The 24,381-nt window shown below is 62.0% G+C and carries 18 protein-coding genes; 12 read left to right on the top strand and 6 right to left on the bottom strand.

Going from position 1 to position 24,381, the window contains the following annotated elements; genetic code table 11:
* Window positions 1-111 precede the first annotated feature (111 nt).
* Together HNE_RS09830 and mfd are read left to right on the top strand one after the other, a co-directional pair.
* Window positions 112-375: a succinate dehydrogenase assembly factor 2 gene (locus HNE_RS09830; RefSeq protein ID WP_011646986.1), complete on the top strand. Its 264-nt coding sequence runs from the start codon at window positions 112-114 to the stop codon at window positions 373-375.
* A 33-nt stretch (window positions 376-408) separates the two neighbouring features.
* Window positions 409-3,969, top strand: a complete 3,561-nt coding sequence (gene mfd / locus HNE_RS09825; RefSeq protein WP_148205858.1) for a transcription-repair coupling factor — start codon at window positions 409-411, stop codon at window positions 3,967-3,969.
* 10 nt (window positions 3,970-3,979) lie between these two features.
* Here mfd and HNE_RS09820 read toward each other — a convergent pair whose 3' ends face one another.
* Window positions 3,980-5,242 carry a hypothetical protein gene (locus HNE_RS09820; protein WP_011646984.1) on the bottom strand — a complete coding sequence of 421 codons (1,263 nt, stop codon included), beginning with the start codon at window positions 5,240-5,242 and terminating at the stop codon, window positions 3,980-3,982.
* A 130-nt stretch (window positions 5,243-5,372) separates the two neighbouring features.
* Between HNE_RS09820 and HNE_RS09815 the strand changes: the two genes are divergently transcribed.
* The 10 genes from HNE_RS09815 (at window position 5,373) to lpdA (ending at window position 16,894) form a co-directional block, all read left to right on the top strand.
* Window positions 5,373-6,470 carry a CaiB/BaiF CoA transferase family protein gene (locus tag HNE_RS09815; protein WP_011646983.1) on the top strand — a complete coding sequence of 366 codons (1,098 nt, stop codon included), beginning with the start codon at window positions 5,373-5,375 and terminating at the stop codon, window positions 6,468-6,470.
* The gene (locus tag HNE_RS09810) at window positions 6,470-7,207 is read left to right on the top strand and encodes a histidine phosphatase family protein (RefSeq protein WP_011646982.1); all 738 of its coding nucleotides are present in this window, start codon (window positions 6,470-6,472) and stop codon (window positions 7,205-7,207) included. Before HNE_RS09815 ends, HNE_RS09810 begins: the two co-directional genes overlap by 1 nt.
* 403 nt (window positions 7,208-7,610) lie before the next feature.
* Complete coding sequence (gene rpmF / locus HNE_RS09805; protein ID WP_011646981.1) at window positions 7,611-7,796, top strand: 50S ribosomal protein L32; 186 nt, start codon at window positions 7,611-7,613, stop codon at window positions 7,794-7,796.
* A gap of 109 nt (window positions 7,797-7,905) precedes the next feature.
* The gene (eno, locus tag HNE_RS09800) at window positions 7,906-9,186 is read left to right on the top strand and encodes a phosphopyruvate hydratase (protein WP_011646980.1); all 1,281 of its coding nucleotides are present in this window, start codon (window positions 7,906-7,908) and stop codon (window positions 9,184-9,186) included.
* Between the two features lie 380 nt (window positions 9,187-9,566).
* Complete coding sequence (locus tag HNE_RS09795; protein ID WP_160162619.1) at window positions 9,567-11,183, top strand: putative bifunctional diguanylate cyclase/phosphodiesterase; 1,617 nt, start codon at window positions 9,567-9,569, stop codon at window positions 11,181-11,183.
* 86 nt (window positions 11,184-11,269) lie between these two features.
* Window positions 11,270-11,569 (top strand): FtsB family cell division protein, encoded by a 300-nt coding sequence (locus HNE_RS18385; protein ID WP_160162618.1) that lies wholly within the window; start codon window positions 11,270-11,272, stop codon window positions 11,567-11,569.
* A 66-nt stretch (window positions 11,570-11,635) separates the two neighbouring features.
* Window positions 11,636-12,646: a pyruvate dehydrogenase (acetyl-transferring) E1 component subunit alpha gene (gene pdhA / locus HNE_RS09785; protein ID WP_011646977.1), complete on the top strand. Its 1,011-nt coding sequence runs from the start codon at window positions 11,636-11,638 to the stop codon at window positions 12,644-12,646.
* A 64-nt stretch (window positions 12,647-12,710) separates the two neighbouring features.
* Window positions 12,711-14,123, top strand: coding sequence for a pyruvate dehydrogenase complex E1 component subunit beta (locus tag HNE_RS09780; RefSeq protein WP_011646976.1), 1,413 nt, complete (start codon window positions 12,711-12,713; stop codon window positions 14,121-14,123).
* Entirely contained in the window at window positions 14,123-15,454 is a 1,332-nt protein-coding gene (locus tag HNE_RS09775) for a pyruvate dehydrogenase complex dihydrolipoamide acetyltransferase (protein WP_011646975.1), read from the top strand. Before HNE_RS09780 ends, HNE_RS09775 begins: the two co-directional genes overlap by 1 nt.
* Window positions 15,455-15,478: 24 nt before the next feature.
* Complete coding sequence (lpdA, locus tag HNE_RS09770) at window positions 15,479-16,894, top strand: dihydrolipoyl dehydrogenase (RefSeq protein ID WP_011646974.1); 1,416 nt, start codon at window positions 15,479-15,481, stop codon at window positions 16,892-16,894.
* A gap of 86 nt (window positions 16,895-16,980) precedes the next feature.
* Here the strand turns inward: lpdA and HNE_RS09765 are convergent, their stop codons facing one another.
* From HNE_RS09765 to purB, 5 genes are all read right to left on the bottom strand, one after another.
* Complete coding sequence (locus HNE_RS09765) at window positions 16,981-19,143, bottom strand: TonB-dependent receptor (protein WP_011646973.1); 2,163 nt, start codon at window positions 19,141-19,143, stop codon at window positions 16,981-16,983.
* Window positions 19,144-19,325: 182 nt separating this feature from the next.
* Entirely contained in the window at window positions 19,326-20,069 is a 744-nt protein-coding gene (locus tag HNE_RS09760) for an SDR family NAD(P)-dependent oxidoreductase (protein ID WP_011646972.1), read from the bottom strand.
* Between the two features lie 92 nt (window positions 20,070-20,161).
* Entirely contained in the window at window positions 20,162-21,520 is a 1,359-nt protein-coding gene (locus tag HNE_RS09755) for a Na+/H+ antiporter NhaC family protein (RefSeq protein WP_011646971.1), read from the bottom strand.
* Window positions 21,521-21,522: 2 nt separating this feature from the next.
* Window positions 21,523-22,818 carry a dipeptidase gene (locus HNE_RS09750; RefSeq protein WP_011646970.1) on the bottom strand — a complete coding sequence of 432 codons (1,296 nt, stop codon included), beginning with the start codon at window positions 22,816-22,818 and terminating at the stop codon, window positions 21,523-21,525.
* A 139-nt stretch (window positions 22,819-22,957) separates the two neighbouring features.
* A complete protein-coding gene (gene purB / locus HNE_RS09745) occupies window positions 22,958-24,256 on the bottom strand; it encodes an adenylosuccinate lyase (RefSeq protein WP_011646969.1) in 1,299 nt (432 codons plus the stop codon).
* Between the last annotated feature and the right edge of the window lie 125 nt (window positions 24,257-24,381).

Below are 24,381 nucleotides of genomic sequence, written 5' to 3'. Positions count from 1 at the left end.
GATAAGGGCCCGAAAAAACTCCAACCGTTCCTCCAACGAGGCGGCAAAAACTCCAAAAAAACTCCAACGGCGTTGGAGTTTCTGGCGGACCCGAGAAGGACCCGAGCTCTGATGGACGATACCCGCCGCAGCAAACTTAAATTCCGCGCCTGGCGCCGGGGCTTCCGGGAGCTGGACCTTCTGATGGGCAGCTTTGCCGACCAGTCGCTCGAATCGATGAGCCAGGATGGGCTCGACGAGTTTGAGCGTCTGCTGGACGTGCCCGACTGGGAAATCTTTGCCTGGCTTGTGGGGCAGGAGCCTGTGCCTGACAAACACAAGGGCCCGGTGCTGGACCAGCTGATCGGCTTCCGCTACGCCCCTCGCGGTGGCTGACCGCACCGGCTGGCCACCCAGAACGAGATTGCCATGACACCCGCTGATGTCCTTTCATCCTCGAGCGGCCCCACCGCTTTTGCCGGGGCGCCGTTTGGCGCCGACCTGATCGTCTTCTGCGAGGCTTTGCTGAAGCGTGGCGGGATCGGTGTTTATGTGGCGCGGGATGACCGGATCGCGCAGGCGGCAAGACGGATGGCGCTGTTTGCGGCGCCGCGGCTGGAGCAGGTGGATCTGCCCGGCTGGGACGTACTGCCCTATGACCGGATCAGCCCGACCCCTGCGGTGGCCGCGCGGCGCTGCGCGGGCCTCGCCCGCATCTCGCGCTATGAGAAATCGCAAGGCCCGCTGCTGGTGATCACGACCGCGGGCGCCCTCGTGCAGCGCTCGGCGCCGGTCGAGACGCTGAAGAAAGCCTCGCTCTCGATCCGCGCCGGAGAGACGGTGAAGGCGAACGACCTCACCGAATATCTCGCCTTCAACGGCTATGTCCGCTCCGGCACCGTGCGCGAGCAGGGCGAGTATGCGGTGCGCGGGGGCATCATCGACATTTTCCCGCCGACGGCGGCTGAGCCTTTCCGGCTCGACTTCTTCGGCGACGTGCTGGAGACGATCCGCACCTTCGATACCGAAACTCAGCGCTCCACCGGCAAGGCCGAGGCCGTCACCTTCGCGCCCGTCAGCGAGATCCTTTTCAATGACAATGTGCTGGCCGCCTTCCGCGACCGGTTTCTGGAAACCTTCGGGCCGCCCTCGGGCGACCAGATGTATGAAGCTGCGCGCGCCTCGATCCGCCGGCAGGGCGTGGAATCCTGGCTGCCGCTGTTTCATAAACAGGTCGACACGCTGTTTGACTATGTGGGACCCGGCGCGCTTTTCGGGCTGAGCCACCTGACCAGCGAAGCGGCGCATGAACGCCTTACGCAGGCGGCCGACTATTACGCTGCGCGCCTTGAGGCAGGCGGCGGCGACATCCGCAAGGCGCGCGTGCTGCCGCCGGGCCGGCTCTATCTGGACCTGGAGGAACTCGACGATCTGCTGGCGACGAACGCAGTCGTGCGCTTCTCGCCGGGTGAGCCTTCGCCCAACGCCTTTGACATGGGCGGGCGCCGGGGGCGGGACTTTGCGCCTGAACGTCAGCGGACGGACGAGAACATCTTCGAAACCGTGATCGCCCACGCCCGCGCGCTCTATGCCAGCGGCAAGCCGGTGGTGTTCGCCGCCTGGTCGGCGGGGTCGGCTGACCGTCTGATCAACGTGCTGAGCGATCACGGCCTGACCGCGCTGGCGCAGGTGCATTCCCTCGACGCAGCGAAGAAGACTGACTTCACGGTCGCCGAAGTGCCGTTGGAAGAAGGCTTCAACCTTCCGGATGTGGCGATGATTTCGGAAGCGGACGTGCTGGGCGACCGCCTGGCCGCGCCGCGCCGCAAGCGCAAATCCGCGAGCTTCATCACCGACGCCACCTCGCTCACGCCCGGCGATCTCGTCGTGCATATTGACCATGGCGTGGGCAAATATATCGGCCTCAAGACGCTGGAAGTGACCGGCGCGCCCCATGACTGCCTGCAGCTTGAATATGCCGGCGGTGACATGATTTTCATCCCTGTAGAGAATATCGACCTCATCAGTCGCTATGGCTCGGAGGAGTCCGAGAGCCAACTCGATCGCCTCGGCGGGGCTGGCTGGCAGACGCGCAAGGCGAAAGCCAAGAAGCGCATCCTTGAGATGGCAGCCGAGCTCATGCAGATCGCCGCAGCCCGCGAACTCAAGCGCGCCGAAGCGGTGCAGAGCGGGCAGGGCCTCTATGAAGAGTTTGCCGCGCGCTTCCCCTATGAGGAAACCGACGACCAGCTCTCGGCCATTGAAGATGTGCTTGGCGATCTCTCGTCCGGAAAGCCGATGGACCGTCTCGTCTGCGGCGATGTGGGCTTTGGCAAAACCGAAGTGGCCCTGCGCGCGGCCTTCGTAGCCGCCATGAGCGGCAAGCAGGTGGCGGTGATTGCGCCGACAACGCTGCTCGCCCGGCAGCATTTCAAGACCTTCGAGGAACGCTTCGCCGGCTGGCCGCTGAAGGTCCGTGCCCTGTCACGTTTTGTCGGCGCCCGCGAGGCGGCGGAGACGCGCGATGGCCTCGCCAGCGGCAGCGTGGATGTCGTTGTCGGCACCCATGCCGTGCTCAGCAAGGACATGAATTTCAAACGGCTCGGCCTGATGATCGTGGACGAAGAACAGCGTTTTGGCGTGAAGCACAAGGAGCGCCTGAAAGAGCTGAAATCGGACGTGCACGTCCTGACGCTGTCTGCCACGCCTATTCCGCGTACGCTGCAAATGGCACTCACCGGTATTCGCGATCTCTCGATCATTGCGACGCCGCCGGTGGACCGCCTCTCGGTGCGCACCTACATCACCGAGGAGGACACCGTCACGCTGCGCGAAGCCCTGCTGCGCGAGAAGTATCGCGGCGGTCAGGCTTTCTTCGTCGCGCCGCGCATCACTGATCTCGACAAGCTGGAAAACTTCCTGCGCACGCATGTGCCCGAAGTCTCCTTCATCGTGGCCCATGGCCAGATGGCGGCAGGAGAATTGGAAGACATCATGACGGCCTTCTATGAGGGCAAATATGATGTGCTGCTGTCTACAACGATTGTTGAAAGCGGGCTGGATATTCCACGTGCCAACACGTTGATTATCCACCGCGCCGACATGTTTGGTCTCGCCCAGCTCTACCAGCTGCGCGGGCGCGTGGGCCGCTCGAAACTTCGTGCGTATGCCTACTTTACGACCCCGAAAGACAAGGTGGTGACCGAGAGCGCCGAAAAGCGCCTCAAAGTGCTCCAGTCGCTCGACTCGCTCGGTGCCGGTTTCCAGCTTGCGAGCCACGATCTCGACATGCGCGGCGCAGGTAACCTGCTGGGCGATCAGCAATCGGGCCAGGTCAAAGAGGTTGGCGTGGAGCTCTACCAGTCGATGCTGGAAGATGCCGTGAAGGCGCTTCAGGCCGGCGCGCGCGATGACGCGGATGTGGCCGACGATTGGTCGCCGCAGATCAATCTCGGCGTCGCCGTTCTGATCCCGGAAGATTATGTGGATGATCTCAACGTGCGGCTGTCGCTCTATCGCCGCCTATCGGACATCATCACCGCGCAGGATCGCGAAGCCTTTGCGGCAGAGCTGATCGACCGGTTTGGCCCTCTGCCGGAGCCGACGCGCCAGTTGCTGGATGTGACGGCGATCAAGGTTTCGTGCAAGGCGCTGGGCATTGCCAAGTTGGACGCGGGCGAGAAGGGCGCGCTGTTCACCTTCCGCAGTGATACCGTGATGGACCCGCAGAAGCTCATGCAGATTGTCCGCACACGGCCAAACCAGATGAAGCTGCGCCCGGATTCGAAACTGGTGCATTCCGGGCTGGGCGGCACGCCGGAGCGGCGGCTATCTGGCGCCAAGGCGTTCCTGCGCGAGCTGGAAGCGGCCTGCGGCATTGTCTCGCCCGCCTCCACGGACGCGGTGGCCAGCATGCCCTCGCGCAAGGCGGCGGCGCCGGAAGACAAATGGGCAAAGCCGATTAAAAGCGGCCTGCTGAGCGAGGATTGAGGTCCGGTCCTTAAGCCGCAATCCGTATCCGGACGAATGGTCCGATAAGGGAGGCGGCAAGGAATGTCTGTGGCGTGTGATAGCTGCGCTTCTCTGTAACGCGCCAGCTGAGGCCGGGATGGTTGCCCGCCCGGCTCATGGCGTCATTGATCCGTTCGGCAAGGCGCACGCCGCCGCGATAGGGCGTGGCGGGCAGGGAGATCGCATAGACGCCCGGCTGGACGAGCGCGGCGCAGTCTGTGTCGCGGATCTGGCTGCGGATGATGTCGCCTGCGGCGTGCTGGGCGGGGCGGGAGTTTGAAAACTCGACATCCAGACGAAGCGTGAGAACGGAGAGCGCTTCGGCCTGCTCACTGGCGATTTCCATCTGGCGCGGCAGATGCGCCTCAAAGAAACCGCGTGTGAAGAGGCCGGAAACAAGATCGGTTACCGCCAGCGCGGACAGGCCGGGCAGGGGCATCATCGGCGCGCTGGCGTGCAGGCGGCGGCATTGGGTTTCTATCGCGGTGACGATGGTTTCATCGTCCGCGGCCGGGTCGATGATTTCCGTAGCGTGGCTGAGCAGCGCAAGTTCGCGCTCGGTAAAGTCTGCCTGCGGACGGCTGAGAACAATCAGGGGCAGCCCAGCGAGGCCGTCTTCCTCTGAAATCCAACGGCCCATGCCGCTGGCATCTTCATGCGCCATGCTGAGATCGATCAGCGCGGCGGCAAAGCGTTTGCTGGTCATGTGCTGGCGGGCGGTGGGCCGGGAGAGGGCGGCCGTAATCTCCACGCCGCGCTGGCGCAGATCGCCCTGCAGCGACAGGAAGAAGGGCGAGCCGTCGCCAAGATAGAGCAGCGCGGGCACGGCATCGACATCGACTGGGGGCAATTTGGCGCCCAGCTCGATCGCCGTGGCGCGGCGGATGGCGGCCTCGCGCTGGCGGCAGGCGCGGCGGGCGAGCGCGGCCAGGCGGCTGCGCAGGGAGGTGAGGTCTTTATCGAGGCGCAGATGGATCGCGCCATCGATTCGCGGCACGGGCAGTCCTTGCGTGTTCAGGATAACGATCTGGCGGGGCACGCCGATCATCGCCGCGCGGCTGAGGCGTTCCAGCGCTTCGGGCGAAACGGATTCGCGGTCCACGATCAGCGGATCGGGCGCGGAGAAGTCGATGCTGGCGGAAGCCGTATAAGGGCGCAGGCCGGACACCTTGAGGCGCGATACGATCATCTCGAGGCGGGGGCTGGATGCAGCCACCTCGATGGGAGGATCGTAAAACGAAAAATCCAGCATGCCGGTACGCGCCTGAAACTCGGTGAAAATGGGCCGGGAGCTACGTCGCGGCACCCCTTCCTTTTGCGCCTGCCACCCTTAAAGTTCCGCTAACTCGACCATTAACATCAGGACATGAGGGAGACCTATCATGGCTCAAGGGCCGCTCGCGGGCGTAAAGATTGTTGAATTTGCGGGCATCGGGCCTGGGCCGTTCTGCGGCATGCTTCTCTCGGATATGGGCGCGGATGTGATCCGCATCGACCGTCCGGGCAATGGCAAGCCGGGCCGGGCCGAAGATGTGGTCGGCCGTGGCCGCCGCTCGATTGGCCTCAACCTGAAAGATCCGGCAGATGTCGAAGTCGCCCTGAAGCTGATCGCGCAGGCCGACGCCCTGATCGAAGGCTTCCGCCCCGGCGTGATGGAGCGCAACGGCCTTGGCCCGGATGTGGCGCTCGCGCGTAATCCGAAGCTCGTCTACGGCCGCATGACCGGCTGGGGCCAGACCGGCGCGCTCTCCCATTCCGCAGGCCATGACCTCAACTACATCGCGATCACCGGCGCCCTCCATGCGATGGGCGATGGCGATGGCCGTCCGCGTCCGCCGCTGAACCTTGTCGGCGATTATGGTGGCGGCGCGCTCTATCTCGCGATGGGCGTTCTGGCGGCGATCATCAATGTGAAGAATGGCGGTAAGGGCCAGGTGATCGACGTGGCGATGTCGGACGGCGCCGCCTCGCTGACGGCCATGTTCTGGGGCATGCGCGCCATGGGCGTGTGGACCGACGACCGCGAAGCCAACATGCTCGATGGCGGCGCCCACTTCTACGACACCTACGAAACCAAAGACGGCAAGTGGATCTCGCTCGGCTCCATCGAGCCGCAATTCTACGCCATCCTGCGCGAAAAAGCCGGCCTCACCGACGCCGCCTATGACGCCCAGATGGACCGCTCCAAATGGCCTGAGCTGAAGAAGAAGGTCATGGCGGCCATCAAGACCAAGACCCAGGCCGAGTGGAACGAGATCATGGAAGGCACGGACATCTGCTACGCGCCGGTGCTCTCCATGGCCGACGCGCCGACCTACAAGCACAACGTGGATCGCGGCACCTTCGTCGAGATCGAGGGTGTGGTGCAGCCTGCGCCCGCGCCGCGTTTCTCGGAGACGCCGGGCGCTATTCAGGGCCGCCCGCCGGGCCTGGGTGAGCATACCGAAGCGATCCTCAAGGATTGGGGCGTTTCCCGCTGATGAGCGCGCTGCCCGGCACCACCGGGCGGCGGCGCATCTATCTGATGCGGCACGGCTTTGTGGACTATACGTCCGCAGCCGTGCGCGCCGCGCGCGATCCCAAGGTGGCGACATTGACCGAGCGGGGCGAGCAGGAGGCGCGCGCCGCCGGTGTTGCCTTGTCCGAGGTACATTTCGATCTCGCCCTGTGCTCCGGCCTCGCGCGCACGCGCCAGACGGCGGAGTTCGTGCTGGCCGAGCATCCCAACGCGCCCGCCCTGGAGGAGGACGGGCGATTCGGGGAGCTGCGGTCGGGCAGCTATATGGATTTCCACTCGGCCGAACACCTCGCCGCCGTGATGACCTTCACCTTCGAGCAGGCGGGCGAACCGGAAGCGGCGTTCCTGCCTGGCGGCGAGCGATTCGCCGACGCGCTGCTCCGGATTCGCGAGGCTTTGGCAGACCTTCTGGCCCGTCCAGACTGGGCGACAGCGCTGGTGGTCGCACACGAAGTCGTGAACCGGATGCTTCTGGCCGACGTGATCGGCGCGCCGCTGGGCGCCAGCGCGGGCTTCGAGCAGGATACCGGCTGCATCAACATTCTCGATTTCGACCTTGTCCCCGCCGAGAGCGGGCAGGGCACCAAGGTCGAGCGCGGCGTCATCAAGGCGGTGAACCTGACGCCTGCTAACTACCTGAAAAATGGAATGAATTTGCGCAGTCTCGAGGCGATTTTCACCCGGCCAGCCGAAGAGTGAACTGCGCTTCAGACCGGCTGTGGTGACCCCCTCCGGAGGCCCCCGGCAACAGGATATCGCGGGCCAACTGAGTGCCCGCCCATTCCCCTCCCGCGCGAGTTTGGCCGAAGCTGAACACCAGACAACACCATCGATGCGCCGCTATTCAGACTCAATCCCTTATTAACTACACCTGTCAGCGCAGAGCCAATCGGGCAATTGCCAGGGCAAAGCGCGGACGTCCTTCTTGCATACCTTGGCCGGCCTTATGGGCCGGCCATTTTGTATCTTGCGGGACATAAGCGGCGCCGGGCTGAAAAGATGCCGTTTCGCGCTTGCCATCCCCGTTAGGCTGCGTTAACAGGCGCCCTTTCCCGCGATCCCTCTGGGACAGCGGACCCACCAGATTCCGGAAGCAAGTGCCATGGCAGTCCCAAAGAGTAAGAAATCGAAATCGCGCACGCGCATGCGCCGCTCGCACGACCGTCTGGCGATGAACACATACATCGAAGACGCGACCTCCGGCGAACTCCGCCGTCCGCACCACATCGACCTGAAAACGGGCATGTACCGCGGTAAGCAGATCCTCGAGCCGACCGACGACATCTAGTTCCCCGGTTGCGCTCAGCAGCGCACCAGCCTAAGGGTTCCGGCGCCTCCTGCACCTTGCAGGGGGCGCTTTTCATTTGCACGACATATGCCTTTAAGGGGACGTTCCCATGAGCGAAATCATCGACATTCACGCCCGCGAAATTCTCGACAGTCGCGGCAATCCGACGATCGAAGTCGATGTCACGCTGGACGACGGCTCCACCGGCCGCGCCGCTGTGCCATCGGGCGCTTCGACAGGCGCCTATGAGGCCCACGAGCAGCGCGACGGCGACAAGGCCCGCTATAACGGCAAGGGTGTCCTGAAAGCGGTTGACGCGGTCAATGGCGAGATCTGCAACGAGCTGGCCGGCATGGACGCAACCGAACAGCGCCTCGTCGACACGCTGATGATCGACCTGGACGGCACCGAGAACAAATCCCGCCTCGGCGCCAATGCCATTCTCGGCGTGTCGCTGGCCGTGGCCAAGGCAGCTGCCGAATCGTCTGCCCTGCCGCTCTACCGCTATCTGGGCGGCGCCAATGCTCGCATCCTGCCGACCCCGATGATGAACATCATCAATGGCGGCGCGCACGCGGACAACCCGGTCGACATCCAGGAATTCATGATCATGCCGGTCAGCGCCGAGAGCATCTCGGAAGCCGTCCGCATGGGCGCAGAAGTGTTCCACGCGCTGAAGAAGACGCTGCATGACGCTGGCCACAACACCAATGTCGGCGACGAAGGCGGCTTCGCGCCAAACCTTGCCTCGGCCGACGAAGCCATCGGCTTCATCATGAAATCCATCGAGAAGGCAGGCTATCGCCCCGGCGAAGACATCGCGCTTGCCCTCGATGCCGCCTCCACCGAGTTCTACAAGAACGGCAAGTATGAGCTGGCCGGCGAGGGCAAGTCGCTCTCGTCCGAACAGTTCGGCCAATACCTGGCAGACCTCTGCGGCCGGTACCCGATTCTCTCCATCGAAGACGGCATGGCCGAAGACGATTGGGATGGCTGGGTCGCGCTGACCGAGCTCCTCGGCGACCGGGTTCAGCTCGTTGGCGACGATCTCTTCGTCACCAATCCTGACCGCCTTGCCATCGGCCTGCAAAAGGGCGCTGCCAACTCCATCCTCGTGAAGGTCAACCAGATCGGCACGCTGTCGGAAACGCTGGACGCGGTCGAACTGGCTCACCTGCACGGCTACACGGCCGTCATGTCCCACCGTTCGGGCGAAACCGAGGATTCGACGATTGCCGACCTCGCCGTGGCCACCAATTGCGGCCAGATCAAAACCGGCTCGCTCAGCCGGTCTGACCGGATCGCGAAATACAACCAGTTGATTCGGATCGAGGAAGAACTCGGCCCTATTGGCATGTATGCCGGCCTCGCGCGCATCAATGCGGGCTGAGGCAGGTAGCCGAGCCTGCCTGGTTAAGAAACGGCTAAAGTCACACCGCAAACAGACCGAAGGGGTTAGCTAGCGGAACACGATGTTCTGCTAGACCTCTTCGGTAGGTCGGCAGGTTGAGTCGTATGCTTAAAACTATTCTCGGTGCGGAATGGACTATCGAGCAGGAGTTGGCCACCACGCTGGACCTGGTGCGCAGGCTGGCCGCTGACAGCGCAAGCCGTTTGGTTACATGCCTAATCATCACTGCAGTCGTCGCTTATACAGCGTCGGCTCAGCTCGCAATTATTTGGGGGCTGCTTGTAGTATTAAACGAGTACGGAGAATTTCGGCTTGCCCGGCGTGTGCGCAGAACGGATCTTTCGGTCCACAGCCGCTTGGTGACTTACTTCGTTCACTTGTGGATCGGCGCCTGCCTCTGGACTTCCATCTGTCTCCTTCTGTGGATACCGGGAGACATAATCGACAAGCTGACAGGGGGCGCCATTCTGCTCGGCATACTGATCAACGGGTCGCTCTCCTACAATGAGAGCCGGCTGCAAGCCATCGCAACTTGTCTTCCGGCAATCATCGGTGCAGCCATCATGATCGGCTGGGCTATTTTCGATCCCCATCTGGGGGAAAGAGAGAAGGTTGTCGGCTGTGCAGCCCTTTTCACGCTTGTTGCTTACCTTGTCACAGGCGCACACAAGAGCGTTAAAACGCGCGAAATCCTGCGTACGCTTGTAACGAAAACGACGCGTCTCGCTGCGGAAGACCCCCTCACGGGGCTGCGTAACCGGCGGTCTTTCCTTGATGTGGTCGAGGCCCACGCCGGGACGGGCGCCGACTACTTCATCGCTTTCGTAGATCTGGACCGCTTCAAGCCTTTGAATGATGAGTTTGGCCATGCCCTCGGTGATGAAGTCCTGAGGACGGTCGCCAATCGTCTTGAAGATCACCCGTTCGTGCTGGCCGCAGCGCGCCTCGGGGGGGACGAATTTGCGGTGCTGTGTGCGGTCCCCGGAGAGCCAGGGGAGGCCGCCCGGCAGATGTCCATCCTGCATAGCGGCCTCTCGGCGCCCATCCGGTCCGAGGCAGGATCTGTCTCCGTCGGTGCATCAATTGGTTGGGGCCGGGCGGGCATTGCGGGCACGCAGGTGTCAGATGTTCTGCACTCGGCTGATGTCGCGATGCGCCGCGCCAAGGTGGAGCACCTCGGCGTGGTCGAGTTCGACCCCGTTGCCGATTCTGCCGCGCTGACATCTTCCGCCATTGAGATCGCTTTTCGCCATGCGCTGGCAACCGGCCGCATTCGCGGAGCGCTGCAGCCAATCGTATCGGTAAATGACGGCCGGATCGTTGCGATGGAGCTACTGGCGCGCTGGCCCAAGAGTGGTTTCCCGCGAGATCCCGCGCCGCAGGACTTCATTCCGATTGCCGAACGCCTCGGCCTGCTGAATGACATTCTGTGGGCAACCCTGCGCCAGGCGCTCCCCTCGCTTACCGGGACGAGCTGGTTGCTCGCCATCAATGTCTCACCGTCCCAGCTCATCTCCAGCCAGTTCCTGCCAAAGCTCAGTGCCATCATAGCGCAGCATGGTATCCCGCCAGAGCGAATCGAACTTGAGATCACAGAACAGGTCGCCTTCCGCAATGTCGACCAGAACTGCGCCGTGCTTGACGAGGCCCGGGCGCTCGGCTTCCGGGTCGTGCTGGACGATTTCGGCGCCGGCTATTCGTCTCTTGCCATGCTCGACAGGCTGCCGCTCGACAAGATCAAGCTTGATCGTGCCTTCGTCGGTGAACTCAGGGAGCGCACGGAAATCCAGAAAATCCTGAAAGCGACGGTGTCGCTGGCGCATGAGCTGGGCATGACGTGTTCGGTTGAGGGAATCGAATGCGCCGAGACGGCGGCCATGGTCGCCGCTTTTGGGTGCGATCAGATGCAAGGCTACTGGATCGGGATGCCGGAGCTTATCGAGCAAGCCCCTGTTTTGCTTGAGCTTGCGAGCTGAACGCAGGCTTGGCGCCGCTCTGCCGACCCACCTGTTCGTGCCCGTCAGTAAGGGTTTGGTTACCACGAGCCAGTAGGCCTATGCATATGGTTTCACGGCTCCAGGCCCTCGGGCTCAGTCTTCTTGTGCTCTACTTTGCCTTCCACGCGTTCGCGGGGGAGAAGGGGCTCGGACGTTGGACGGATGCCCAAATAGAACTCGAAACCCGCAAGACCGAACTCGTTGAAATGCAACAGGAAATCGAGCGCCTCCGCGTCGACATCCGCCGGTTGACGCCGGGTTCTGTCGATCCCGATTATGTCGAAGCGCTCGCCCGTGATAAGCTGGCATTCGTATATCCGGGAGAGATCGTTCTCCTTACACCAGAACGTAGCTCTGCAAATTGACAACGATGCTCTGACTTGTCGTTGCAAAAATGCAGCGCCATAAAGGCCTCTGGGAGGCACAGAGTCATGGCAACAAAACCAAAGAGTGCAAAAAAGGCACCCGCTAAGGCCACTAAGGCCGAAATGCTTGCCTTCTACCGGGAGATGCTGCTGATCCGGCGCTTCGAGGAGAAGGCTGGCCAGCTTTACGGCATGGGCAAGATCGCCGGCTTCTGCCACCTCTATATCGGGCAGGAAGCGGTCGTTACCGGCATGCAGGCCTGCCTCAAAGAGGGCGACCAGGTCATTACCGGTTACCGCGACCACGGCCACATGCTGGCCTGTCAGATGGACCCCAAGGGCGTCATGGCCGAGCTGACCGGACGGGTCGGCGGCTATTCGCGCGGCAAGGGCGGCTCCATGCACATGTTCTCGAAAGAGAAGAATTTCTATGGCGGCCACGGTATCGTCGGCGCGCAGGTGCCTCTGGGCACGGGCCTTGCCTTCGCCAACAAGTATCGCGGCAACGATAATGTCAGCCTCGCTTACTTCGGCGACGGCGCAGCCAATCAGGGCCAGGTCTACGAAGCCTTCAACATGGCCTCCCTCTGGAAGCTGCCGGTTGTCTACGTGATCGAGAACAACATGTACGCCATGGGCACGAGCGTTGAGCGCCATGCCTCGGAAGTCGAGCTGTTCAAGCGCGGCATCTCCTTCGAGATCGAAGGCGAGGAAGTCGACGGCATGGATGTGCTGGCGGTGCGCGAAGCCGGCGAGAAGGCGGTGAAGCATGCGCGCGCCGGAAAAGGCCCCTATATCCTCGAGATGAAGACCTATCGCTATCGCGGCCACTCGATGTCCGACCCTGCGAAGTATCGCAAGCGGGAAGAGGTCGACGACATCCGCTCGCACCATGACCCGATTGAGGGCCTCAAAGGCCAGATCCTTGAGCAGGGCCACGCCACCGAGGACGAGCTGAAAAAGATCGACAACGAGATCAAGGCCATCGTGAAGGAGGCTGCGGATTTCTCCCTGGAGAGCCCGGAGCCCGACGCGAGCGAGCTGTGGACAGATGTTCTGATCGAAGAGGCGGTGTGATGCGCGTGAGTGCGCTTCGTTTGCTGCCCGCCCTAAATTCATTCCGTATTTCGGAGTTCAAATAATGTCCGTAGACATCCTAATGCCTGCGCTGTCGCCAACCATGGAAGAGGGCACGCTCTCCAAATGGCTGAAGAAAGAAGGCGATGCCATCAAGTCCGGTGACGTGATCGCCGAAATCGAAACCGACAAAGCGACGATGGAAGTCGAAGCGGTCGATGAGGGCGTCCTCGCAAAGATCGTCGTGCCCGAGGGCACCGAGAATGTGAAGGTCAACGCCGTTATAGCCGTCCTCGCCGAAGATGGTGAGGACGTGTCCAAAGAAGCGTCGTCCAAACCCAAGGAAGAGAAAGCCGAGGCGGCTTCCGAGTCTGAAGAGGTGAAGGAGTCGAAGCAGGCCGTTCCGGAACAGGAAGATCCCAAACCCAAAGCGCCCGAACAGCCCCGCGCTGCAATTGTCAAAGACCCCTCGCTGCCCGAAGGCACCACCTTCACCGAAACGACCGTGCGCGACGCCCTGCGCGACGCGATGGCCGAAGAGATGCGCAAGGATGAGCGCGTCTTCGTCATGGGCGAGGAAGTTGCGCAATATCAGGGCGCCTACAAGGTCACCCGCGAACTGCTCCAGGAATTCGGTGATCGCCGCGTGGTGGATACACCGATCACGGAGCATGGCTTTGCTGGCCTCGGTGTTGGCGCTGCCTTTGCGGGCCTTAAACCCATTGTCGAGTTCATGACCTTCAACTTCGCCATGCAGGCCATCGACCAGATCATCAACTCTGCCGCCAAGACGCTCTATATGTCCGGCGGTCAGATGGGCTGTCCCATCGTGTTCCGCGGCCCCAATGGTGCGGCCAGTCGCGTCGGCGCCCAGCACAGCCAGGACTACTCTGCCTGGTACGCCCAGATCCCCGGCCTCAAAGTCATCGCGCCCTATGACGCGGCTGACGCCAAAGGCCTTCTCAAGGCCGCGATCCGCGACCCCAATCCGGTCGTCTTCCTTGAGCATGAACTCCTCTACGGCCAATCCTTCCCGGTACCCGATATTGACGATCACATCGTCCCCATCGGCAAGGCGGCGGTGAAGCGTGAGGGCACGGATGTCACGCTGGTGGCCCATTCCCGCATGGTCGGCTTTGCGCTTCAGGCGGCCGAGCGCCTCGCCGAAGAAGGCATCAGCGCCGAAGTGATCGACCTGCGCACCCTGCGCCCGCTCGACACTGACACCGTCATAGAGAGCGTGAAGAAAACCAACCGCCTCGTCTGCTGCGAAGAAGGCTGGCGCTTCATGGGCGTCGGCGCAGAAATCGCCGCCACCGTGGTCGCCGAAGCGTTTGACTATCTCGACGCGCCCCCCATCCGCGTCCACCAGAAAGACGTGCCCCTGCCATACGCCGCAAACCTCGAAGCGATGAGCCTTCCGAATGCGGACGACATCGTCGCGGCGGCGAAGAAAGTCTGCGAGGGAGCGTTCTGATGGCCATCAACATCACCATGCCCGCTCTCAGCCCCACGATGGAAGAGGGCACGCTCGCCAAATGGCTCGTCAAGGAAGGCGACACCGTCAAGTCCGGCGACATCATCGCCGAGATCGAGACCGACAAGGCGACGATGGAAGTCGAAGCCGTCGATGAAGGCACTGTTGCAAAAATCGTCGTGGCCGAAGGCTCCGAAGGGGTAAAGGTCAACGCCGTCATCGCCGTCCTGGCCGAGGACGGCGAGGATGCCTCATCCGTAAAGACGCCGTCGGCCGACGCTGCGCCGAAGAAGGAAGAGAAGAAGGAAGACGCTCCGAAGGCTGGAGAAAAGAAGCCCGACGAGAAGAAGCCCGAACCGAAAAAGGAAGAGGCCAAACCCGAGCCCGCTAAAGCGGCCGCTCCGGCCAAGTCGGATGATGGTGCGCGCCTCAAAGCCTCCCCCCTCGCCAAGCGCATCGCGGCAAATAAAGGCATCGACCTCAAAGCCCTCAAAGGCTCCGGCCCCCATGGCCGCATCATCAAACGCGATGTGGAAAGCGCCAAGCCTGGCGCGCAGGCGGCTACTGCTGGCGCCGCAGCGCCTGCTTCGCCCGATGGGCTCATCCTGCCGCAGATCCTCGACGACCGGGTCTATGCGCCCGATACCTACGAGCTGAAACCGCTCGATGGCATGCGCAAGACCGTCGCCAGGCGCCTGACGCAGAGCTTCATGCAGGTGCCGCATTTCCCGCTTAACATCGACATCACGCTCGACAATCTGCTGACCAGCCGAGCCTCGATCAACAACGCTGCCCGCGAAGGCGTGAAGGTCTCAGTCAACGACCTCCTCATCAAGGCCGCCGCGCTCGCGCTGATGGATGAGCCCGACTGCAATGCATCGTTCACGGACAAAGGCATCGCCTATCACAAGCATGCCAACGTCTCCGTCGCCGTCGCGGTCGAAGGCGGCCTGATCACCCCGGTGATCTTCAAGGCCGAAACCAAGGGCCTGGCTGAAATCTCCGAAGAGATGAAAGACCTCGCCGCCCGCGCGCGCGAGCGCAAGCTGAAGCCCCAGGAATATATGGGCGGCACCTTCTCCATCTCGAACCTCGGCATGTTCGGCATCAAATCCTTCGCCTCGATTATCAACCCGCCCGAAGGCATGATCCTTTCGGTCGGCGCCGGCGAAAAACGTGCCGTGGTCGACGAGAAGGGCAATGTCGCCGTACGGACGATCATGAGCGTCACCCTCACCTGCGACCACCGCGTCATCGGCGGCGCAGAGGGCGCCAAATGGCTGACGGCGTTCAAGCGCTATGTGGAAACGCCCGAAGCGATGCTGCTTTAGCTGGTGAATAAGAGGATCTAGGACATGTCCACCCAATACGACCTCATCGTCATCGGCTCCGGTCCGGGCGGCTATGTCGCGGCGATCCGCGCGAGCCAGCTCGGCATGAAGACAGCCATTGTGGAGCGCGAGAGCCTCGGCGGCATCTGTCTCAACTGGGGCTGCATCCCGACCAAGGCGCTGCTTCGCTCGGCCGAAGTGCTACATCTGGCCAAGCACGCCAAATCCTTCGGCCTGAAAATCGAGAAGCCGGAATTTGATCTGGAGGCCATCGTGAAACGCTCGCGCGGCATCGCGGCGCAGCTTTCGGGCGGCGTCAAATTCCTGATGAAGAAAAACAAGATCGACGTGATCGAGGGCGCAGCCCGGCTCGAGAAAGGCGCGCCCGCGCCCAAGGTTATCGTCAAGGGCAAGGATGGCAAGGATACGCCGTATACAGCCAAACATGTCATGCTCGCCACAGGCGCGCGCGCCCGCGATATTCCGCAGGCTGGCTTGAAAGCTGACGGCAAGCTTGTTTGGACCTATCGCGAAGCGATGACGCCGGATGTGATGCCCAAACGCCTGCTCGTCATTGGATCGGGCGCCATCGGCATCGAGTTTGCGAGCTTTTATAATGAGCTGGGCAGCGACGTGACCGTCGCCGAAGTGATGGACCGCATCCTGCCCGTCGAAGACGCCGAAATCTCCGGCCTCGCCGAGAAGGATTTCAAGAAACAGGGCCTGAACATCCTCACCGGCGCCAAGGTAGAAAACGTAAAGCCCGGCAAGAACACCGTCACGGCCGACATCACGACCAAGGATGGCAAGAAGGAAACGAAGGAATTCGACCGCGTCATCCTCGCCGTCGGCATCGTCGGCAATGTGGAAAATCTAGGCCTCGAAACGCTCGGCGTGAAGGTGGAGAAAACCCATGTCGTGGTCGATGGCTTCGGGCGCACAGGCGTGCCCGGCCTCTATGCGATCGGCGATCTCACCGGCCCGCCCTGGCTTGCCCACAAGGCCAGCCATGAGGGCGTGATGTGCGTTGAAGGCATCCATGGGAAAAACCATGCCGAGCCCTTTGACGCCTCAAATATTCCGGGCTGCACCTATTCCCATCCCCAAATCGCCAGCGTTGGGCTCACAGAGGCCGCCGCGAAAGAGAAGGGCTATGACATCAAGGTTGGCCGCTTTCCTTTCTTGGGCAATGGCAAGGCAATTGCTCTGGGGGCGGAGAATGGCCTCGTCAAAACCATCTTCGACAAGAAGACCGGCGAGTTGCTGGGCGCCCACATGATCGGCGCCGAAGTTACCGAGCTGATCCAGGGCTATGTCATCGCCCGCCAGGGCGAGCTGACGGAAGCGGATCTGATCCACACCGTCTTCCCACACCCCACGCTCTCGGAAACGATGCATGAAGCGGTTCTGGATGCAGAAGGCCGTGTGCTGCACATCTAGCCTTCTCACCTCGACTGCGCTTCGCGGCCCTCACCTCCCACCGCCAAAGGCGGTGGGAGGTGAGGGCCGCCCGAAGGGCGCCCGCCTCAGAAAGTATACCGCAGCCCCGCGCGCAGATTGCGCCCCGGCAGCGGCACAGTATCGCGCAGAACAGACGTTGCCAGCCGCGCTTCCTCGTCGGCAATGTTGCGCACCTCAACAAAGAACTGCGTGCCTTCGCGGCCAATTCCGTATTCGGAGAGTTTGAGCGCCGTCTTGAGGTTCACCAGCGTGTAATCCCCGGTGCCCAGCTGGCCTTCGCCCACGCGGCGCTGGTTGTCTGCCCATTCCACGCTGGCGCCCACCATCACGCGCTGCCAGTCGGCGTCAGCGCCGGCGGTCACACGCAGAGGCGGAATGAAGGGCAGGTTTTCGCCGCCATCAAGTTCGCCGCGCACATAATCAATCCCGGAGCGGAATTTCCAGTCGGCGCCGAGCGGGCCCTGATTGATATAATATTCGCCATAGATTTCGCCGCCATAAAGGGTCGCGTCCTCCTGAGAGAAGGCGAAGACAGGCAGGCCGTCCTCTTCGGTCACCAGCTCGCCGTCTTCCTCGATGCTGCCGGGGGCAAGATAGATGAAGTCGCTGAAGCTCGTATGGAACACGTTCGCGCCAAAGCTCGCCTTGTCGCCGCGCCAGCGCAGGGTGCCTTCCAGGTTCAGCCCGCGTTCCTTGTCGAGGTTCGCGTCGCCCACTTCGAACTGTTCAGTGGCAAGGTGGGGGCCAAAGGCGAAGAGTTCGCTCTCATTCGGGCCGCGTTCGGTATAGGCCACCTGCGCGCCGCCAAACCAGCCATCGCCGAAATGCTGATGAACGCCGGCCGAGGCGCTGTAAAGGTCAAACTCGGCCTTTCCGGCCACGGCGTTGTCATGCTCTAGCTGCTCGACGCGCAGACCGCCTTCGATGCCAAAGCCGCTGTCCCAGTCGCGCGTTTCATAGAGGAACACCGCCCAGGAGGTCGTGTCCGTGGGCGTCAGAAAGGCTTCACCGCCGCTCGCGTCCAGCGATTTGTCGAGGAACTGAAGACCAACGGCGCCTTCAAAGCCGGCGAGCGCGTGATCGAGCTCAACGCGCCCTTCAACTCCGTCGGATTTGAAAACAGAGCTCGCTTCGTCGCCTTCGACTTCGCTGTGCTCGTAATCGGAGTAGGAAAGCGTGCCGGTGACGGCTTTCAGGACGGGGCCATCCAGATTGATCCCGGCACGGAAATCATACCGCGTCTGCTTCAGATCAATGAACGGCGCGCCTTCTTCCTCGTGCGCATGATCGTGGTCATGCTCTTCGTCTTCGTGGTCTTCGCCGTCTTCATGGTCGTGTTCTTCCTCGCCATGGGCGTGGGAATGGCCGGGAAGACCGTACTTTGATGTCTGCTGGCGCACGGCAAATCCGGCAAAGGCGCGCTCGCCAACCCAGCTGATGCCGCCGCCGAAGGTTTCGGTATCGAGGAAAGAGTTGGGGAGGGAGCCTTCCACCAGCGCTTCTTCCTCATGCTCGTGGTCTTCGCCTTCGGCAGCTTCTTCGGCCTCATGCTCCAGCTCTTCGCGGTGGCGAAGCTGGCGGGACTCGGCCAGGCCGGGAATGTCATAGTCGCCAAACTCACGCTTTGAGGCGGAGAGGGAGAAGACGAGGGGCCCGGCCGTGAAGGCGGCGCGCCCGCCCAGCTCGGTGCCATCGTTCACGCCGTTATACGCGCCATAGGCTTCTCCGCTTACCGCGCGCTCGGGCAGCGTCTCGACGATCAACCCGTCGATGACGTTGACCACGCCGCCGATCGCCTGGCCGCCATAGGCGAGCGCTGCCGGGCCGCGCAGGATTTCGATCTTGTCGGCGTCAATGCCGTCGGCGGCGACCTGGTGGTCCGGGCTTGCGGCGGAGACGTCGATCACGCCAATGCCGTTGGTCAGCACCTGCACGCGCTCGGCGCCAAGGCCGCGCAGCACAGGCCGGCTCGCGCCCTGTCCGAAGAAGGTGGAGGAGACACCCGGTTCACCTGACAGCGTGTCCCCCAGCGTGCCGGAGAGGCGGCCGATGATGTCGGCGCGGTCCAGCGCCGTGGCGTTGCCGATCAGCTCGTCGCTGGAGCGCGCGGGACCGGGCGCGGTGACGATGATGGGGGCTTCAACGCGGGGCGTGTCGGTTTCCTGGGCCAGGGCAAGGCCGGTGAGAATGTGACTGGAGAGGGCGGTCAGCAGGAGCGTGCGTTTCATCTGGGAGGCTCACTTTTTTGCGTAATGTAATAATATTGCATTACTCATGAGGCGTGGCCGATGCAAGGGGCGCAGGTGTCCCAATTTGTCCCGTTTTGTCCAAGTTTGTCCGGGCGGTGACGCAAAAAGGCCCGCCAGAGGCGGGCCTTGTCACAGTTTTGACGCTGTTTTTCTAAGGTTTTTCAGGCGGCGCTGCCATCCACGCGCAACAAAGACCCTGTCGTGAAACTTGAGGCCGGACTCGCCAGATAAAGAGCCGCCGTCACGATCTCCTCGGGGTAACCCGGACGCCCAAGGGCGTTATCCGCAGACTGGCGCATCTGTTCGGGCCAGGCCTTGGCAATGTCGGTCAGGAACGGCCCAGGGCAGATCGTGTTCACCCGCACCTTGGGCGCATACTCATGCGCCAGAGACAGGCTCATGGCGTTGATTGCTGCCTTGGCCGAGCCATAGGGCACCACATGGGGCAGGGGCACTAGGCTGCCTGACGACGAGATGTTGATGATCGAGCCGCCATCGCCGTCTGCCATGCGCTTGGCGACCTGGCTGGCCAGACGGAACGGGCCTTTGAAGTTCAGGTTCAACACGGAATCAAAGAGGTTTTCTGTCACCTCATCGCTGGCCATGCGCGGTCCGGAGCCGGCATTGTTCACGAGAATATCGACCCGTCCGAAATGCCCGTAGGAGGCCTCGATCAGGGCGTCGATGTCGTCCCAGCGCCCGCAATGGGCGGCAAACGCAAAGGCCTTCCGGCCGAGCTTTCGCACTTCTTCAGCGGCCGCCTCACACGCATCCAGCTTGCGGCTGGCGATGATCACATCGGCGCCATTCTCCGCAAAAGCCTTCACCATCTCAAAGCCGAGACCGCGGCTGCCGCCGGTTACAAGGGCGACTTTTCCAGTCAGATCGAACAGGTTGCGGGCCATCGGTTTCCTCCAGTTTCTGCTTGCGCCAGACCATCAGGCAACCAGCGAACGCCATCAACCGCCAATCGGGCGGCCTGCCGCGAGGTGAGGCGTCAGGCCGTCAAACCTGCCACAACGTAAAGCAGCGTCGCGGCCCCGCCGGCGAGCAGAGCGTAGGGCAACTGGGTGCGCACATGATCGAGGTGATCACATCCCGAGGCGAGCGAGGCGATGATCGTCGTGTCGGAAATAGGTGAACAGTGATCGCCGAATACGCCCCCTCCCATAACGGCGGCTATAACAAGGGGAAGCGGAATGCCCGCCCCAACCGCCAGAGGGATCGCAACCGGGATAAGGATTCCATAGGTGCCCCAGCTGGTGCCTGTCGTGAAGGACGTCACTGACGCAGTCAGGAACAGGGCGGCCGGGATCAGCCAGGGCGCTGGCAGGCTGCTGGCCAGGTTTGACAGGAAGAGGCCCGTGCCCAGCGCTTTGAGGCTGTCGCCCAGGGCGAGCGCCATGAAGATGATGATGACAGCAGGCAACAGTTTACCCATGCCTTCAAAACCGGTGTCCAGCAGAGTGCCGCGCAAAGCCGGATTGCTCGTGGCAAGAAGGAACGCCGCTGCGGTAGCAAGGATCACGGACCAGAGGATCGCCTTGGAGCCCGACCCTGCGAGAATGTTGCCGCCCCCGGTCCACCACATGAAACCGATGGAGCCGCCGACCAGGATCAACATCGGGAGGATGAAGGTCAGCAGCGCGCCGGGTTGGGGATCGGGATCTTCATCCAAGGTTTCTATTTGGGCGGCCGCCGCATCAAAAGCCCGCATTGGGCCGAAGGTCCTGTTGGTGACGACCGTGAAAAAGACCAGTGCCAATGTCAGAAAGGCATAGAAATTGAGACCGATGGAACTGACAAGAACCCCAAGCGGCGCGTCTACGCCATTGGTTGCCAGCAACCCGAGTATGAAAGCGCCCCAGCCATTCAACAGGATCAGCACACTGACGGGCGCGCAGGTGGAGTCGATGATGTAAGCCAAACGCACACGGCTTAGCCTCACTTTGTCAAACAGGGGTTTTCCCAGAAGACCTGTGGCAAGAAGGCTGATGTTCGTTTCTATAAAGAGGATAATCCCAGCAACGGCTGTGACGCCACTGGCGCGCTTGGGGCCGGAAGCCACGCCGCTTCGCATCAGCCATCTGACCATTGCCGCAAAGGCGCCCGCCCGTTCAAGATAGGCAATCAGCGCGCCGATGATGAGGCAGAATAAAAGAATGCGTGTATTGCCGGGGTCCGCAAAAACACCCGTTGCCCTGTCAATGCTACCCAGCGCGCCAAGCGCCGGGTTCAGTCCAACCTGCAGTGTTTCAGAAAGAAGAATGGCGAGGCCGAGCGCCCAATATACGTTCCGTGACCAGATGGCGACGATAATAGCCGCTACTGGCGGAAGGACGCTCAGCCATTCCATCGTCAGTTCAGGACTTGCGGGGAAGAGAGATCAGCGCTTCGCGCGGCATCCACTTCCGACATAAGCCGCAGGACGTTGCCGCCCCAGATATTTGCAACGTCTTCCTCAGAGTAGCCCGCCTCAACCAGCGCTGCGGTCACCTTTGGAAGGTCGACAATGTCCTTCATTCCATCAACGCCGCCGCCGCCATCCCAGTCTGCACCGACGCCGACATGTTCCGGGCCCACGAGTTCGAGCGTGTAGAGAAGATGTTCCATGAACTTCTCAAAGGTGGAGCGAGGCGCCGGGAAGGACGTGTTCACCGTTTCATACGCGGCGCGATAGGCCGTCATGGTTGCTTCATCCATTGCGGAGGTGTCGCTGCCAAATTCGGCTTCGAGCTCGGCAAGTGCCGCCAGGCGCTCTGGGCTTGCGGGCAGGGCTTCCAGGTAGCTGCCATAAGCATTGATCTGAATGACGCCGCCGTCCTCTGCGATAGCGATCAGCAGGTCGTCGGGAACGTTGCGAGGGTGGTCGTAAACCGCCTTTGGGCCGGAGTGTGAAAGGATCAGCGGCGTCGTCGAAATCTCCAGCATGTCGCGCACGGTTCCGTCAGATGCGTGCGAGCCGTCCAGAATAAGGCCAAGCCGGTTTGCTTCGCGCACCAGTTCCTCTCCCAGAGGGCTGAGGCCACCGAAAACTTCATTCACATCGGTCGCGCTGTCCGCAAACTGATTGTTACGGAAGTGTACCGGGGCAATCATCCGAAGGCCGCCGACATAGAAGGTGTCGAGCATCGAAATATCAGTGCCCAGCGGATAGGAGTTCTCCATGCTCTGGAAGACGATCTTTTTGCCCGCTGCTGCGATGCGCTCTGCATCGGAGGTCGAGAAGGCGAGTTCGACATCGCCTGCATACTTCGCCGCAAATTCCCGGATCGACATCTGGCGGAGCACCGCCATGTTGCGGGCTGCCAGATAGGAGGCTTCATCCAGCGGGCCTTGCGGGGTGAAGATGACCCAGAAGCCACCATCCAGGCCGCCTTCATTCATGCGGGGCAGGTCCACATGGGTGCCGTCTTCGTCGAAGCTGCCCTTCTTTGAGAAGGTGTAGCTGGGATCATGGAAATAGGCGGGGGTATCAAGGTGAGTATCCAGCACCAGCGTGCGGAAGTGCATCTCCTCAGCGGCGGACCGCTCTTGCGTTGGAGCTTCTGCTTCGGCAGCCGGTGCCGCGGCAGTATCCGCCGTCTGCGGCACGTCGGGCGCGCAGGCTGTAAGAAGTGCGCCAAACGCCACGCTCAGGAGTAGTTTCTTCATCCGATCAAGCCCCGCAAGAATATGAGTCCAAAGATTGCGGGATGTTCACCCGTAAGCGCGTGCGGTCAACCGCCGGGCATGCAAAGAAAAGGTCAGGCCCGAAAGCCTGCCCTGATTAATGCGTTCTGTTGCAGGTGCGTCAGGCTTTGCCAAAAACGCGGGCGAAAATCGTGTCGACATGTTTGAAATGGTATTCCAGATCGAACAGATCATCGATTTCGGCGGCCGTCAGGCGGGCGGAGACATCGGCGTCGCCCTTTAGCAACTCATTGAGCGGGCCTTCCTTCTTCCAGGTGCGCATCGCATTGCGTTGCACGAGGCGGTAGGCCTCCTCGCGGCTGACGCCCTTCTCAACAAGCGCCAGCAGGATTCGCTGGGAATTGTGCAGGCCGCCCATGGAGTTGATCGTCGCCAGCATGTTCTCCGGATAGACGACCAGGTTTTCGACAACACCCGCGAGGCGGTGAAGGGCAAAATCCAGGTGGATCGTCGCGTCCGGGCCAATGCCGCGCTCCACGGAGGAGTGGGAGATGTCCCGCTCATGCCAGAGGGCGACGTTTTCCAGCGCCGGGGTGACCGCCGAGCGCACGAGGCGGGCAAGACCGGTCAGGTTTTCGGTCAACACCGGGTTGCGCTTGTGGGGCATCGCGGAGGAGCCCTTCTGGCCGGCGGAGAAGAACTCCTCGGCTTCCAGAACTTCGGTGCGCTGAAGATGGCGGACTTCCGTTGCGAGGCGCTCCACAGATGAGGCGATCACACCGAGCACGGCGAAATACATGGCGTGGCGGTCTCGCGGGATAACCTGCGTCGAGACAGGCTCGATCGTCAGGCCGAGCTTGGCGGCGACGTGTTCCTCAACCTTCGGATCGATATTGGCGAACGTGCCCACCGCGCCGGAGATTGCGCAGGTCGAGACTTCTTCCTTGGCCAGCAACAGGCGCTGACGGGCGCGCTGGAACTCGGCATGAAAGGTGGCGAGCTTGATGCCGAATGTGGTCGGCTCGGCATGGATGCCATGGCTGCGGCCAATGGTGGGGGTGAGCTTGTGCTCGAAGGCGCGCTTCTCGAGCGCAGCAAGCACGCGGTCGATCCCGGCAAGCATCAAGTCTGCGGCGCGCACCATCTGCACATTCAGGCAAGTGTCGAGCACATCCGAAGATGTCATGCCCATATGCAGGTAGCGGGCTTCTTCGCCAACATGCTCGGTAACGTTGGTGAGGAACGCGATCACGTCATGCTTCACCTCGCGCTCGATCTCGTCGATGCGCTCAACCTCGAATTTCGCGCGTTCCCGGACGGCAGCGGTCGTGCCCTTGGGAACCTGACCCATCTGTTCCATGGCTTCGGCAGCCAGCGTTTCGATGTCGAGCCAGATCTGGAAGCGGGACTCCGGCGTCCAGATGGCGGCCATTTCCGGGCGGGTATAACGGGGGATCATGGTTCGCTCTCGTTCGTGGTTTCAGGCGTGATTTTGGGCGTGATAGTTGGCGTATTGCTTTGCGCAGCCGTCTAGGCCGGTTGGCACAATTTCGCCACCCCTGTGCAGCGATCGATTTCACGTGC

The organism is Hyphomonas neptunium ATCC 15444 (assembly GCF_000013025.1).
Classification (GTDB): Bacteria; Pseudomonadota; Alphaproteobacteria; order Caulobacterales; family Hyphomonadaceae; genus Hyphomonas; species Hyphomonas neptunia.
Note: the sequence above shows the minus strand (reverse complement) of the source record. Positions and strands in the feature narration are given on the sequence as shown.